Origin of the sequence: Acaryochloris marina MBIC11017 (genome assembly GCF_000018105.1) — a bacterium.
Classification (GTDB): Bacteria; Cyanobacteriota; Cyanobacteriia; order Thermosynechococcales; family Thermosynechococcaceae; genus Acaryochloris; species Acaryochloris marina.
In genome coordinates this window covers 3,179,200-3,194,495 of sequence record NC_009925.1, presented here as the reverse complement: position 1 = coordinate 3,194,495, position 15,296 = coordinate 3,179,200, and the positions used below count along the sequence as shown (strand labels likewise).

Below are 15,296 nucleotides of genomic sequence, written 5' to 3'. Positions count from 1 at the left end.
AGAAATGATTAAGCAATATTAAAAAAATTTACGAATTAGCATGGCGGCGTTCTCTGAACAACCGATCTTATTAGTAGACGGTTACAACATCCTTGGTGTTTGGTCACAGCACCAGAATGGTCATGCCCCTGCTGAGATTTTTGAAAATATCCAAGAACTAGAGACAGCCAGACTTCACCTTGCGGATGCTCTTGCCAGCTACAGTGCGTTTCAAGGATATCAGGCACAGCTAGTTTTTGATGCCCAGAATCGACAAGAGAAAGGCGTCTGTGAGCCCTTTACGGATTCTCTGGATCTCTACTACACCGACTATGGCCAAACGGCGGATACCTATATTGAAATGTACTGCGCCAAAGCTCGTTCTCGACAGGCCCGGCTGATTGTAGCAACATCTGATCGTGCCCAACAGCTGACGGTGATGGGCTATGGTGCGGAGTGGATGTCAGCTCTTCAACTGGTTAAGGAAATGGCAGCCACGACTACCAAAATTCGCTCTAAGCAAAATACGAAGAAACGGTCACCCAGCCGTTTACTGGCCCACTCGCTCGATCCAGAAGCCAAGCGTAAATTAGAACAATTGCGCTGGAGCTAAAACCGTTTTGGTCCTCCACTGCTCACCCACACTTCCTATTCCATGGGAGGAGTTCTAAAAAAAGCGACCAAAATGTAAACGAGCCTCGTAGACTAGGTAACTGACACCCATCTACAAACAGGTCAAGCGCTGTGAATTTTCAATCCGTTATTGCCAAACTCCACGAATTTTGGAGCGATCGCGGTTGTCTAATTGTTCAGCCCTACGACATTGAAAAAGGGGCAGGCACCAAAAGCCCCCATACCTTTTTAAGATCCCTAGGGCCAGAACCCTGGGCTGTAGCCTACGTCGAACCCTGCCGTCGCCCCGCCGATGGTCGCTACGGCGAAAACCCTAATCGATATCAGTACTACTACCAATACCAAGTCTTGGTCAAACCCTCCCCCGATGATATCCAAGATATTTATCTCGACTCCTTACGAGTCCTTGGCATTCAGCCTGAAGATCATGATATTCGCTTTGTCGAAGACAATTGGGAAGATGCCGCCGTGGGCGCATGGGGTGTCGGCTGGGAAGTCTGGCTAGATGGTATGGAAGTCACTCAGTTTACCTACTTCCAACAGTGCGGTGGTTTAGATTGCCGCCCTGTCTCCATTGAACTCACCTATGGTCTAGAACGACTGACCATGTACCTGCAGGAAACCGATGCCATCGCCAAAATCGACTGGAACGGTACTCTCACCTATGGAGATGTTCATCTGCAAGGGGAAATTGAACAATCCACCTATAATTTCGAAGCCTCTAACCCCGAACTGCTGTTTCAGCTCTTTAGTTTGTATGAACAAGAAGCCCTGCAACTGATCGAGAAACAATTAGTCTTACCCGGGTTAGACTATGTGCTCAAATGCTCCCACACCTTCAACCTCTTAGATGCCAGAGGCGTTATTTCCGTGACCGAACGGACTCGCTATATTGGCCGCATTCGCCAAATGGCCCGCCAAGTAGCCCAACTCTATCTTCAGCAACGTGAAGAATTAGGATTCCCTTTACTGAAAACGCAATCCGTCTCCTAAAATTCGGTAAGCACGAGGGGAATCTTCCCTTCCAATTAGTGATATCGATATTGGAGGCAGATTTTGAGTCTAGGGAAATGGATTGGCTTAGTTGTCTTCTTGGTTTCTCTCTACATTTTGTGGGAAATTCGCCAAGTCTTGCTGTTAGGATTTACGGCGGTCGTACTCGCCTCTGCACTCAATGGCCTGGTTCGCCAACTGACGAAGCGGGGCCTGAGTCGCGGACTAGCCGTTGCCTCAGCCATCTTTTCCATTGTGGGTGTGGCCTGTTTGATCGGACTCTTGGTGATCCCGCCTTTTGTCACTCAAGCCCAAGAGTTGCTAGATCGTGTGCCCGATAGTTTGACTCGCATTGAAGAACTCATCAATGAAGCTCAAGAAACTGGCTTAGCCTTTGGCATGCCCAGCGCTGGTATCGAAATTCCGGTTGATTCTCTAATCGACAACCTACGGGAAAAGATTCCCGCGTTTGCCGAAAGCGTTGTCAATAACTTTTTTGCCTTATTTTCCAATTCCCTTTTGGTGGCCCTGAATATCCTCCTCATTCTGGTGTTAACCATTATGTTCTTGGTTGACCCCGACCAATATCGCCGCATTTTTATCCGACTGTTTCCGTCCTTTTATCGGCGACGGGTCGATTACATCTTGGGATTATGTGACTCTGCTTTAGATAACTGGATTGTGGGCATTTTGTTCAATATGACGGTGATTGCCGTCTTTAGCGGCTTGGGACTGTGGGTATTAGGGGTTGATCTGGTACTTGCCAATGCCTTGATTGCTGGTCTGCTAGAAGCCATTCCCAACATAGGCCCGACCCTTAGCTTGATACCACCCATGGCCATTGCTCTACTTGATGCACCCTGGAAAGCTGTTGCCGTGCTGATCCTTTACATTCTGATTCAGCAGTTAGAGCAGTATTTGTTAGTGCCTGCCGTGATGGCCAAACAACTCTCCCTAGCACCTGCCGTCACTTTACTGTCTCAAATTGTATTCGCCATTTTCTTTGGATTTCTGGGACTCCTGTTGGCTCTGCCACTGATGGTGATCGGCCAAATTTGGGTAAAAGAAGTGCTGGTCAAAGATATTTTGGATCGCTGGGGCGAAGACGAGCGCTCCGATTCCTATCCCACCTTTGCACCAGATATCGTTGCCTTAGCCGATGGCCCTACTCAATTGTCCGCTGATTTACCAACTGTAACGCCGGATGAGGAAGAATCCAGCTAGAATCGATCAGCATTATGGCCGTCTTGGCTAAGTTACGTCTAGGAAATCCAACCATGAGTTTAAATTTAGTTAGCCTAGTGGGTCGTGCAGGCATGGACCCAGACGTTAAATATTTTGAGTCCGGCAGCGTCGTTTGCAATGTCACCCTAGCCGTCAATCGCCGCTCTCGGGATGATCAGCCCGACTGGTTTAGTTTAGAAATTTGGGGCAAAACAGCGGAGATCGCTGCCAGTTATGTCCGTAAAGGCAGTTTGATTGGGGTCTCTGGAGCGCTTAAGTTCGACCGCTGGCAGGATCGCAACACTGGTGCCAATCGATCCCGCCCCGTTATTCGCGTTGATCGGTTGGATTTGTTGGGATCAAAACGAGATAGTGATCCCAATGCCGTCAACACCTATGAAGATGAATTTTAGGGGCTCTTTTGTCTTAAAGCCATCCAAGTCTGAGTCATAATTCCCAGACTTGGGATCATGAATTGTAATATTTCTATTTCAAAAACCGGCTTTTTCACGATTTTATGCGACCGTGCTCGGCTCTACAGTATGATGATTTACTGCAGGGCCGAGTACATTCATGTTGGGAACCACATTAGCCGACCGCTACAAAATTACCAAAGCGCTCGGAAGTGGTGGATTTAGTAAAACGTATTTAGCAACAGATACACAGCACCCCGAAAAACGCCGCTGTATCGTCAAAAAACTACAGCCTGAGTCCGATGACTTATTCACGGTGAAAACCTCTCGCCGTTTATTCGCGACAGAAGTCAAAGTTTTGAAGCGCCTGGGTAACTATGATCAAATCCCCCAGTTTTTTGATGACTTCGAAGAAAATGAAGACTTTTTTCTAATCGAGCAATATATCGAAGGCAAAAACCTCAAGCAAGAATTTGGCTGGCGACGCTGGCCTGAGGCGAAGGTGATTAATTTCTTGCAGGATGTATTGACCACCCTAGCCTACGTCCATCAACGCCGGGTCATTCATCGGGATATCAAACCGGCTAACCTGATTCGACGCAAGAAAGACAAGAAAATTGTTTTAATTGACTTCGGCTCCGTTAAAAATAAGCGCCGGATTGCCCAGACCGTTGTGATCGGCACTGATGGCTATATGCCAAGCGAACAGTCTATTGGCCGCCCCAACTTTAGTAGTGATGTTTATGCCGTCGGTATTATTGCCATTCAAGCATTAACAGGCATGGATCCGACCAAAGGCAAAATTTCCTTTGATTTGAAGACGGGTGAGATTGCCTGGCGACGCTATATCTCCGTTAACCCTGTCCTGGGAGACATTATTGATAAGATGGTCCGCTATGATTTCCGCCAGCGCTATCCTTCGGCCATTGAAGCTTTGGCAGATGTCAATGAGCTGATTACAGAAGTGCCGTCCATTGAACGGCGTCAGATGCTGCAAACCGCTGCATCTTGGGGTGCAGGCATGCTGGGAGTTGGGTTGGCCTATGGTGCCTTTACCCAAAAATGGCTGTTTCCCAGTGCAAATACCTTGATCAAGCAGCTATTTGGGCAGGCTGACTCGAACTCTGAAGAAAAATCCTAAGGTTTTGAGGCACGACTGATAAGCTGACAGAGGTGCCAATGGGTAACGCCTCTGCAGACGTAGAGCGGGCATGTAACTCTCGGCCCGACTGAGTTTTTAGGCAATATCGATATTCCCGACCTAAAAATTGGCGATCGCGAATGATGGTTGAGGCGGTCTGATCGGGCTGGAGGATTAAATCTTCTTGACGAATCATAACCACGGCTTGGCTATCCTCAGCCGAGAGATCTCCCCCTTCACTGGGGGTAAACGCTCCAACTTCTGTTTGCCAGGCGTTACCGTATCGCTGAGCTTCCAAAAAGTTGGCCTGGGTGACAAATTCTGCCACAAATTGAGACTGGGGCCGTTGGTAAATCTCTTCTGGGGTCCCGATTTGCTCCAAACAGCCCTGACGCATCACTGCTACTTGATCTGCGATCGCAAGAGCTTCTTCCTGGTCGTGGGTCACAAACACTGCCGTCGTCCCAGCCGTTTTGAGAATATCTCTCAGCTCTTGTCTCAAGCGCAGTCTAACTTGCACATCTAAATTACTAAGGGGTTCGTCCAAGAGCACCAACTGGGGTTGGGGGGCCAAGGCTCGTGCCAAGGCCACTCGTTGCTGTTGACCGCCAGACAGTTCATGGGGATATCGGTTTTCCATACCCAATAATCCCACTAATCCCAAGACCTCTGTCTGGCGTTGCTGTTGAACCTCAGTCGAAATCTTTTTCGTTTGCTTCAAACCAAAGGTGACATTGTCTGCAACCGTCAGATGGGGGAACAAAGCAAAATCTTGAAACACCATGCCAATCATGCGCTGTTCAGGAGACGTCCATTGCCGGACGCCAGCAATCACTTGACCATTCAAGAGCAATTGCCCTGCATCTGCCTGCTCAAAGCCAGCAATTAAACGCAATAATGTTGTTTTGCCACAACCAGACGGTCCTAACAACCCCAAGATCTCTCCTTGCTTGAGCTGTAGAGAAACGCGATTGACTGCAGCCGACATATGGGCGTTATAGCGTTTAGTAATACTGTCTAGCTGCAAAATAACAGGATCAATCATGAAAGATTCAAGCTACAGGAGGAGAAAAAATATCAATCCAAATCACAGATGATGGTGATGTTGCCAAACGCCGATGGAGCATGCCAACCTGTCGTCAAAAAAAGACTATCTATAGCTGAACAACGCTTTTGGATTGCTTACATTCCATCAATCTGAGTTAGAGTAATTATTCTCATTCTCTCTGTAGTCGGCCAGTTTTTGCAACTAATTCTTATTAAGTGTCTGGCAAAGCCTTAGGGTCTTGACGGTTGAAGTTGCTTCTAGACTGGCGGGCACCGGGTCAAACTGGCCAGTTTCCACCTTATAGCCAACCGCTGGGCCATACTTAAACCATCATTACCAGCATTTCCTGACAATATCTATACCTTTACCCCGATGCTTTCAAAGACGTGGCTAGATAGATCTTCGACAGTCTACAATTTCAAAGATCTTGATACCGTCAAGATCCTAGTCGTCTATCAACATTTATAGCTGTGATCTGTATCTAAGTAGCCTGGCCCACAAACTTCCAATTTGGAAAATGATGATATTTCCATAAAGTTCATTCGTTAATGTCAGATTATTCATTACATTGATCTTGTGCTAATCAGTTTGGAGCAAAGACGTTGAAAAAAGTTGAAGCCATCATTCGCCCCTTTAAATTGGATGAAGTCAAAATTGCGTTAGTCAATGCAGGCGTAGTCGGCATGACCGTCTCCGAAGTCCGAGGCTTTGGTCGCCAAAAAGGACAAACTGAGCGCTATCGGGGTTCTGAGTACACCGTTGAATTTCTGCAAAAGCTCAAAGTCGAAATCGTGGTGGAAGATCACCAAGCCGATATGGTTGTCGACAAGATCGTCAATGCTGCCCGTACAGGGGAAATTGGCGACGGTAAAATCTTTATCAGCCCCGTAGATCAGATTGTCCGCATTCGGACTGGCGAAAAGGATTTTGAAGCCGTCTAGCCTGATAGACGTGCCTTTAATGCACCTGCAAGTCAAAATGCAAAAGTAGCGATTGCCAAGACATGGTTCAGATTACGGGTGCCACAAAGTTGTTGGGCGTCATGGGTCATCCCGTGGAACATTCTTTATCCCCAGTGATGCACAATGCCGCCCTCCAAGCGTTAGCGACCCAGCAACACCGTTTTCTGGAGTATGTCTACATCCCTTTGCCGGTGACCGCTCATGCCCTCCCTGCTGTGGTCTCCAGCTTAAGGGAGCTGGGATGCTGTGGTTTTAATATCACGATCCCCCACAAGCAAGCGATTATGCCTTTGCTGACGGAAACGACCGCCATCGCCAAAGCAGTGGGCGCTGTCAATACCGTTTGGCCCACCGATGACGGCTGGGCAGGCACTAACACGGATGTGGAAGGATTTTTATCCCCTTTACAGCCCCTCAATCGGGATTGGTCGACCATCACCCCTTGCATCTTAGGATGTGGTGGCGCTGCCCGAGCGGTGTTAGCCGGCTGTGCTCAGCTCGGTTGTCTCCAGGTTCATATCATTGGCCGTCAACCTGCCAAGTTAGAACACCTCAAATCAACTTGCGCCACTACCCTATCCATTGATATTCAAATTCATCTGTGGGAAGATCTTGCCCCTCTATTACCCCAAGCTGCTTTGCTGATCAATACCACGCCGGTCGGCATGTCTCCTCATATCCAAGCCTCGCCTCTTTCCGCAGTAGAGATTGATCAGTTGCCCAAAGAGGCCATTGTCTATGATTTGATTTACACTCCCAATCCCACGGTATTGCTGAAACAAACCCAAGCCAGTGGCCGCATCGCCATCACTGGGGTAGAGATGCTGGTACAGCAAGGGGCTGCAGCTTTATCTCTATGGATCGATCAACCCGCTCCTGTGGACATTATGCGAGAGGCACTGCTGGCCTGTTTTACTTAGGTTATTGGCAAGCCCAGCACAACCATTTAATTCTCCAAACAGGGTAAAATTAGCTGCATTAGACTTTATTCGCGAAAAAATCAGCAAATTCTTTTACTTAAGCTGCTCAATCTCTTCAATAGATGGGCAAACTAATCTAAATAGTTAGTTATGACAACCTCATGCAAATTGCATGAGGTTATTTCTTATGTTGGCGAATGAGGTTGTTGGGGGATTCAAGATTGATGAAAGCACTGTTAACATTCGGACTTTTCGCCTTACCAGCATTGGCGTTAATTCCAACAGGGGCAATTGCTCAGTTTGGCTTACCTGTGGAAGTGCCCAAGGCACCAGAAGCCACCCAGATTAAACCGAGAGGCCTACCCGTTCCTACTGCGACCGATCTAGTTAACCCATCTCCCCCCATTACGACATCCTTAGCCAAAGCCTATCCTGAAGTTGTACTGTTCGATGATTGGCAACCCCAAGACATGCAGCCCCTGACGGATCTCTCTCAGGATGCCGAGGGTAATTTCCAACTGAAGCCTGGCCTTTATACCCTAGAGGTCGAAAGTTACAGTCTCCAAGTGGGTTCTTATGGTCCTGGTAAACGCAGCGGGTATCTACCGGCCTCTTTGGTGGAAAATAATCGAGCGCTGATTGGTCGTATGTTACAACAAGCTGCAAAGTGGCCCGATATCCCTCAAGCTCAAATCCAAACGCTAATTTGGGCCATTCTCTCTCGGGCCGAGATGAAAGGCTTATCTAAAGAATTGCAGGCCACGGCAAAACAACTCCTGACACCTGAAGAGATTAAGACTCTGAATCAGCAAGCCTTGGGGCTAATTCCTGCCGATCAAAAAGAAGCGATTTTTACCAATGTGCCCGCAGCCGCCCTAACCACAGTCAAGGCAGAAGCCAGCATGAGAGTCGCTCTTGACCAAAAGAAAAGCTATGGTGATCTAGCCAAGATTGCGGTCCAATCCGGCAACCCCAAGACTGACGCCAAGGATCGAACCGTGCCCCAAGGGCGATGGTCTTATCACCCGAATGGATTTTTTATCCGGTATTTACCCGCGGGCTATAGCCGCACCGAGATCCAAATTGCCGTACCGGAAAAGTATCAGGTTCAGCGCGATACCATGGGTCGCATTGTTGCGATCGCAGATACCGCAGGCAACCGGATTGAAACAGACTACGACGATACCGTAACCCCTTTAGCTATTCCCGATGATCCCAATCTTGTCGGTTATGCCTTTTCAGAAATTCGCTTTATTCGAACAACCTCCAAAACAGCCCCCCCAGAAAAAGTGACCCTCGCCAACATGGGCTGGACATTAATGCAGAAGGCCAGCAGTCAAAGTCTCTCACTGCCCACCCAACCTAGGCAGATGGCCAGCCAGCCTTTTTTAATCGCTCAAGCCTCTCCCAGCAAAGCAACCGATCTCGAAGACAGCACCGATCTCAAAAAGACCACCCCAAGCTTCGAGGGGTGGAAAAAACGATACAAGCAGACCGAAGACTATCAGGACGTGATCGCCGAGTATCTCAAGCGCTGGCAAACCGCCAAACCCAAAGTTCAACAGCTCGCCGATCTATTTCATTATGCCGATGCCATTGCCGCCGCCACAGACGACAAGGAGTGGAAACAATATAAATGGCTGAAAGAGCATCAAGCTGCCATTCTCAAAGCGTTACAGTCAGAAACCGCCTTGCTAGAAGCCAGCGGTCAATCACCGACCCTTACCTTCAATCCGGCCCAAACTACTGCCGTAGCGGCCCAGAAGGAGCGACAAATTCTCGGTTTATCCAACCGTCCTTACAAACCCTAAGGATATAGACAAATAGCCCTAGGCAAAGCTCTGACCGAGCATTACCGGATCGTGAACCGTGATCTTCTTCTTATGAATGGAAATTTTTTCCTGATCTCGTAGATCCCCAAGTAAGCGAGTCACAGTCACTCGGGTAGAGCCAATCGCTTCTGCGATCGCTTGGTGAGACAATTTTAGGTCTACGGTAATGCCGCTACCATTGGGAATCCCAAAATCACGGCAGAGAATGAGCAGAAAACTGATTAAGCGAGATTCCATATCCCGGTGAGCCAAGGTTTCAATCATCATCTCGGTTTGAATAATCCGAGATGACAAGCCCCGCAGCAGCACCATGGGTAAGTCAGGATCACTTTGCAGAGCTTTTTCCACCTGCTCAATGGGCACAGAGAGGAGTTCAACGGGCGTAAAGGCAACCGCATGGTAAAAGCGATCAGAGCGCTGCTTCGTCAGTAGCGATAAAACGCCAAAGACGCTATTTTCCCGGAGCAGTGCGACGGTAATTTCTTCACCCGCTTCATAAACGCGGGAAAGCTTAACTGCTCCTTTAATTAAAAAGTAAACACGCTCTGCCGGATCACCTGGGAAAAAAATCGTTTTTCCTCGATCAAAGGTTTCGGTGACGGGAGGAAATAGTCCACTCCCCATCTGCCGAAAAACAGCTGCAAGAGGACTTTCGGGGGTTAATCGATTAGCTTGAGGCGAGGCCATTAACATACTCATACCCTGACTCGATACGGAAGATGTATAGGAAGAGACAAGCAAGAAAAATTAGTGTTTATGTCTGAGGTAAAACGGTGAAATTAAAGTCGCTTCTGCAATCTTAGGGTTTATATCAAAGTCAGATTTAACAAAAAGTGTAGTTTACATAAATTAAGCGGACTGATGGGTTTCTTTATGTATCAAAATATACATATACAAAAACTCCCTCTTGAATCAGCCCTCAACTGCAAAGATATCAGTTTTGCTCACATCTCGTTCTAAGCTAGAACTGGAGTCAAGGTTCAGGCTTTTGTTGACCGCCTTCTTCCCCTGGCTTGTCATACTTCTATTCAACTGATTTTCATGCTTGATTTAACTGGAAAAAACGCCCTGGTCACTGGAATTGCCAATAACCGGTCCATTGCCTGGGGCATTGCCCAGCAACTCCACAGCGCCGGGGCCAATCTGGGGATTACTTATCTACCCGATGAGAAAGGACGGAACGAGTCCAAAGTTAAAAAGCTGGTTGAACCTCTAGCGCCCAGCTTGTTTTTACCTTGTAATGTTCAAGATCAAGCGCAAGTAGATGCCACGTTCAGTTCGATTCAGCAGCAGTGGGGCAAGTTAGATATCTTGATTCATTGCTTGGCTTTTGCCAACCGAGAAGATTTGGGCGGTGATTTTAGTGCGGTCCAACAAGACAATTTCAACCTGGCTTTGGATGTCAGTGCTTACTCCTTAGTGCAATTGAGCGCTGCCGCTAAACCGCTGATGACGGAAGGGGGCAGCATTGTGACCTTGACTTACTTAGGCGGTGCCCGAGTCGTGCCTAATTACAACGTTATGGGTATCGCCAAAGCGGCATTAGAAATGAATGTTCGCTATTTAGCGGCAGAAATGGGTCCTCAAAACGTTCGCGTCAATGGCATTTCAGCTGGACCCATCCGAACCTTGGCCTCCTCTGCTGTGGGCGGCATTTTAGATATGATTCACCATGTTGAAGAAGTGGCTCCCTTGAAGCGAACGGTCACCCAAACCGAAGTAGGCAACACTGCAGCCTTCCTCTGTAGTGATTTATCGACTGGCATTACCGGGCAAATTCTCTATGTCGACTCAGGCTATTCGATTATGGGCATGTAAAGCCTGGGTCATCCATTAAATAGGTCACTTCTGACACGCCTGAACTAGACTAGAACTCTAATCCTGAGATGACTAGCCGCCTGATTCCCACCCTATGAAGCATCGGCCTCACCCCCTCGATCGTGCTGCCATTTCCGTGATGGTCATTCTCACATTCCTGATTGGCTTTATCATCATGGGGGGTGACCATACAATGCCGATTGTTCGAGACTTTAATTGGCAAGAGAAACAGGTGGGGATTGAAGATACGGCCTTTATCTTGTCGTTTAATCGGACGATGGATTGGCCCAAGGTTGAAGAAAACCTAACTTTAACCCCTGAGTTGTCGGGAAAATTGAGCTGGTCCGGCCGACGACTGGCCTATACGCTAACCGAGCCCATTCCCTACGGAACGGACTTCAAAGTTCAGCTCAGCCAAGTGAAGGAAGCTCGCCGGAGTCCTACTGCTCGGCCCAAGGTAATGCAACCGTTTGCGGGGACGTTTCGGAGTCGCGATCGCGCCTATGTCTACATCGGGGTCAATGGAGAAGAATCTGGGCGGTTAATTCTCCGGAATTTAACCCAAGACCAAAAAACAATTCTGACGCCTGCTGATCTAGTCGTCACAGAGTTTAAGACGTATCCCTATGGTGATCGCATTTTATTTGCCGCCACAGCCAAAAGTATTGCATCTGCAGGAGAGTTTAATCCCGAACTCTACACCGTCACGACAGGGTTACAGGCCAATCCACCTGATCTCGATAGCAGCCCTCGAAAACCGGCTGGCGAAATTGAACAAGTCTTGGATAACCAACAATATCAAATCCTCAAATTCGACCTAGCATTAGACGGCAGTCGGATTGTGATCCAACGAGCACCCAAAGACGGTGCTGCCCTAGGGCAAGTCAGTCTTTGGCAAATTCCCGAAGGCAAATCCCTCCAGCTCTTAGAAAATGTACAAGGAGGCGATTTCTTGATTGCTCCTGATAGTCGCTCGTTAGTGATTGCCCAAGGACAAGGACTCGCGATCCTACCCCTGGATAGCAGTGTAAATGATCAGCCCTTGGAGTTTTTGCCCAAATTTGGGATGGTTTTAAGCTTCGCAAGAGACGGATCAGCCGCTACGATGATCAAGTTCAACCCCGATTTCACCAAGTCTTTGTTTTTAGTTACAAATCAGGGCCAGCAAACGGAACTGCTTAAAGTAACTGGCTCAATTCTCAAGGCCACGTTTGCCCCCCAAAAAAAGTTGCTTTACTGCTTGCTTACGGAGGTAGGCTCTAGCGAAGAGTATGTAGAAATCCCTTATTTTGCCACGATTGACTTATCCACCCAAAAAGAAACGAGGCTCTTGAATTTACCCAATCAGCGCGATAGCAGTATGGCACTTGCGCCAGATGGTTCAGCGTTGCTATTTGACCAAGCCATTGAAGCTAGTTCCGAAACAATTAAGGCCAGCTCTGGAAATGACGAGCCTATTCAGACGAATCAGGGCAGTCCAGTAACCACCAGTAATCTCTGGATTTTACCGTTAGACAGTAGTAAGCAGCAGCCGTATTCCGTTGGCTCTGGCATCAGTCCGCAATGGTTACCGTAAGCCAGTATCATCACAGTTGTCATACCAAGCTCTAATTTCTCATCTGCTGGTTACCTCAAAAATGGCATGGTGTTCAGCAGTGGTAGCTTATATAGCCAGAGAAAGCATAGCAAGGCCCATGAACAAATTGCCTTACTATATCCACTGGGAGGTTATTTATAAAGCAAACATTAGATGAGGCTAAACGCTTTTGAGTAAAGGCTGTGAGATTTGAATGATGACTTCTGAGATAAAAACGCTAGTTTGATTGCACATCATGGATTTCAGACCTCATCTAATGTTTGCTTTATAAATAACCTCTGAACTATGGTAGTTAGCAATGACCAAACGATTGGTCATATATCATCTCAAGAAGAATATAAACATATTATTTTCAGCTTAGATAATATAAATATTCTTATCATTAATAATTAGTAGAAAAAACGTATATATTGCTAGTACCATCTTTCAATAACTATAGACTATCATCATTTTTATACGCTTTACACTTTCCAACCTAATGGGAAATTATATAGTTTCAAGTTATCCAATTTTTGGTTTTATCTAAAAATCCAAAATCGCAGTCAAGTATTATGCATAAACATTTATCAATATGTTTGCAAGACACAAATTAAATTGCACTTAAATCTGATTTTATTTCCACCTTTAGAATATCAAAAATATCTCTCATTAATTTTTTAAAAGTCAGCCTTAAAAGGTTAGCTTTAATATAAAGACTAGAGGCTTCGAACAATTTCTTTATCCTTTAGCCCACCCATGAATAATCTAGAAATCTTAGAACAAAAGTTTCAAGACTATGCTGGCGATGATCTAAGGCTCACGATTGAAGAATTCCAAATCGCTTTTGAGTTGACGAACAAATATTTGTGCGAACGTCTATTTCATATTTTTGATGCTGATCAAACTAAAGGGATTAGTTTTGAAGAGTTTCACAACGGCATTCATCAAGCGCAAGAGAATCCACTCGAATTTGCTTTTCAACTCCATGATGGCAATGATGATGGCTGTATTGATAAGCAAGAACTCGCAAAATTTATTCGAAGTAGCTTGAGAGAGGGAAACTTTGATCTCTCAACCGCACAATTTCAGCAAGTCAGAGACATCCTATTTAAGAAAGCAGATACTAATCAAAATAAAGAAATATCCTTATCAGAATTTAAGGATCTACTAAGTCAATCTCCTCGATTGAAAGACATTTTATCTGTCAGTCCAGCGCAATGGTTGCAGCCAAGGTCTGACAGCTCAGATCAACAGAGCCAGCCAGAATATTGGCTACAGCGATGGCATTATGTCCAAAACAATTGGATTAAGCTTCTATTTCTAGCGCTGTATTTTGGAATCAATATTGCTTTATTTTGTTACGCCTATCGTTTACCGCAGTATAGGCTCCATACTGTTTGGTATCGAATCGCTCGAGGCTGTGGGTTAGCCCTTAATTTTAATGGCGCATTGATTTTAGTCCCCATCCTGCGGCGTTGGATGACATGGCTGAGAAAAACCAAGCTGAATGACTATTTACCCATTGATGAGCATCTAGCATTCCATAAACTGGTTGGCCAAATGATTTTTTCGTTAGGCCTTGTCCATACCGTGGCTCATCTGAATAATCATCTTGCAGAAACAGCAGCTTTTCAAATTGATTATCCTGTGCGTCTTTTCTTACTTTACGGCTCAGGATGGACCGGCTTATTACTGATGCTCTTGCTGTTGTTAATGTGGTTTACTGCTCTACCTTTTATTCGAGAGAAGGGGAATTTTAATCTCTTTTTCACCATGCATTTAGCGTATATCCCTTGGATCGGACTCATGCTTTTACATGGTCCTCATTTTTATAAGTGGGCGGCTGTATCCATTGGCGCTTTTCTAATTGAGCAAGTTGTTCGATATCGTCGTAGTACAAAACAAACCCATATCGTCAATGCCCAAGTTTTACCCAGCAATGTCCTAGCATTAGAAATTGCTCGTCCCCACGACTTCACATTCAAAGCGTCTGACTATCTTTATTTACGATGCCCCCATATTGCCACTTATGAATGGCATCCTTTTACGATTAGCAGTCCCCCTGAACGAGAGGACACTTTGTCTTTACATATACGAGCACTAGGGAGCTGGACAGGTACTCTCTATAGTCAATTTCGAGACTTCACAGAAAAACGGAATGGTCAGACTGCTTTGCCTAAAATTCCAGTGTATTTAGATGGTCCTTATCACAGCCCCAGTAGCCATATCTATCAATCCACATATGCCGTTTTAATTGCTGGAGGCATTGGCGTAACCCCCTATGCCTCATTACTACAAAGTATTTTGCATCAGCGTCAAGCTGAGTCAACTCTCCTGCAGCTTCAGAAAGTCCATTTCTATTGGTTTAATCGCAGCCAAGACTCATTTGAATGGTTATTGGAGATGCTACAAAGACTAGAAGCAGAAGATAATTTTGATTTATTTGATCTCAATTTGTATTTAACGGGTGCCCCCACAGGGAGTAATCTGCAGTTTTTAACTACATATGCTGCCTTTGACTTACTCCATCAAGAGCATCAGGTTGATTTAATTACAGGTTTAAAGAACCAAATTCAGGCTGGTAGGCCCGATTGGAAGTCGATTTTTACCCAATTAAAGAAGCAATATCCAACGGAGCCCGTCGACGTTTACTATTGTGGTCCTAGAGGGTTATCTAGCACTTTAAGACGCCAATGCTATCAACATCAATTTTCTTACCGAAACGAGAATTTCTAGGATGGCGCTTGGGCTGATGTT

Annotated in this window: 13 protein-coding genes; 11 read left to right on the top strand and 2 right to left on the bottom strand. The window is 46.3% G+C overall.

Going from position 1 to position 15,296, the window contains the following annotated elements; translation table 11 throughout:
- Positions 1-40 precede the first annotated feature (40 nt).
- The 5 genes from AM1_RS14385 to AM1_RS14365 all read left to right on the top strand — a co-directional run bounded on the left by AM1_RS14385 (position 41) and on the right by AM1_RS14365 (position 4,383).
- Positions 41-592 carry an NYN domain-containing protein gene (locus AM1_RS14385; protein WP_012163583.1) on the top strand — a complete coding sequence of 184 codons (552 nt, stop codon included), beginning with the start codon at positions 41-43 and terminating at the stop codon, positions 590-592.
- Positions 593-723: 131 nt separating this feature from the next.
- Complete coding sequence (gene glyQ / locus AM1_RS14380; protein ID WP_012163582.1) at positions 724-1,605, top strand: glycine--tRNA ligase subunit alpha; 882 nt, start codon at positions 724-726, stop codon at positions 1,603-1,605.
- A gap of 63 nt (positions 1,606-1,668) precedes the next feature.
- Positions 1,669-2,829 carry an AI-2E family transporter gene (locus tag AM1_RS14375; protein WP_012163581.1) on the top strand — a complete coding sequence of 387 codons (1,161 nt, stop codon included), beginning with the start codon at positions 1,669-1,671 and terminating at the stop codon, positions 2,827-2,829.
- 53 nt (positions 2,830-2,882) lie between these two features.
- Positions 2,883-3,242, top strand: coding sequence for a single-stranded DNA-binding protein (locus AM1_RS14370; RefSeq protein WP_012163580.1), 360 nt, complete (start codon positions 2,883-2,885; stop codon positions 3,240-3,242).
- 160 nt (positions 3,243-3,402) lie between these two features.
- On the top strand, positions 3,403-4,383 hold the full coding sequence (locus AM1_RS14365; RefSeq protein WP_012163579.1) for a serine/threonine-protein kinase: 981 nt from the start codon (positions 3,403-3,405) through the stop codon (positions 4,381-4,383).
- On the opposite strand, the gene AM1_RS14360 is transcribed toward AM1_RS14365, so the two are convergent.
- A complete protein-coding gene (locus tag AM1_RS14360; RefSeq protein WP_012163578.1) occupies positions 4,334-5,428 on the bottom strand; it encodes an ABC transporter ATP-binding protein in 1,095 nt (364 codons plus the stop codon). The two genes, AM1_RS14365 and AM1_RS14360, sit on opposite strands and share 50 nt — an antisense overlap.
- Before the next feature lie 605 nt (positions 5,429-6,033).
- On the opposite strand from AM1_RS14360, the gene AM1_RS14355 reads away from it, so the two are divergent.
- The 3 genes from AM1_RS14355 (at position 6,034) to AM1_RS14345 (ending at position 9,124) form a co-directional block, all read left to right on the top strand.
- Positions 6,034-6,372, top strand: a complete 339-nt coding sequence (locus AM1_RS14355; protein WP_010468720.1) for a P-II family nitrogen regulator — start codon at positions 6,034-6,036, stop codon at positions 6,370-6,372.
- 62 nt (positions 6,373-6,434) lie between these two features.
- Positions 6,435-7,313 (top strand): shikimate dehydrogenase, encoded by an 879-nt coding sequence (locus tag AM1_RS14350; RefSeq protein ID WP_012163577.1) that lies wholly within the window; start codon positions 6,435-6,437, stop codon positions 7,311-7,313.
- Between the two features lie 224 nt (positions 7,314-7,537).
- Complete coding sequence (locus tag AM1_RS14345) at positions 7,538-9,124, top strand: hypothetical protein (protein ID WP_012163576.1); 1,587 nt, start codon at positions 7,538-7,540, stop codon at positions 9,122-9,124.
- Positions 9,125-9,142: 18 nt separating this feature from the next.
- Here AM1_RS14345 and ntcA read toward each other — a convergent pair whose 3' ends face one another.
- Positions 9,143-9,832, bottom strand: coding sequence for a global nitrogen regulator NtcA (ntcA, locus tag AM1_RS14340; protein ID WP_012163575.1), 690 nt, complete (start codon positions 9,830-9,832; stop codon positions 9,143-9,145).
- Between the two features lie 354 nt (positions 9,833-10,186).
- On the opposite strand from ntcA, the gene fabI reads away from it, so the two are divergent.
- The 3 genes from fabI (at position 10,187) to AM1_RS14325 (ending at position 15,275) form a co-directional block, all read left to right on the top strand.
- On the top strand, positions 10,187-10,963 hold the full coding sequence (gene fabI / locus AM1_RS14335) for an enoyl-ACP reductase FabI (RefSeq protein ID WP_010468727.1): 777 nt from the start codon (positions 10,187-10,189) through the stop codon (positions 10,961-10,963).
- Between the two features lie 94 nt (positions 10,964-11,057).
- A complete protein-coding gene (locus tag AM1_RS14330) occupies positions 11,058-12,539 on the top strand; it encodes a hypothetical protein (RefSeq protein WP_012163574.1) in 1,482 nt (493 codons plus the stop codon).
- A gap of 756 nt (positions 12,540-13,295) precedes the next feature.
- Positions 13,296-15,275, top strand: a complete 1,980-nt coding sequence (locus tag AM1_RS14325) for an EF-hand domain-containing protein (RefSeq protein WP_012163573.1) — start codon at positions 13,296-13,298, stop codon at positions 15,273-15,275.
- The last annotated feature ends 21 nt before the right edge of the window (positions 15,276-15,296 follow it).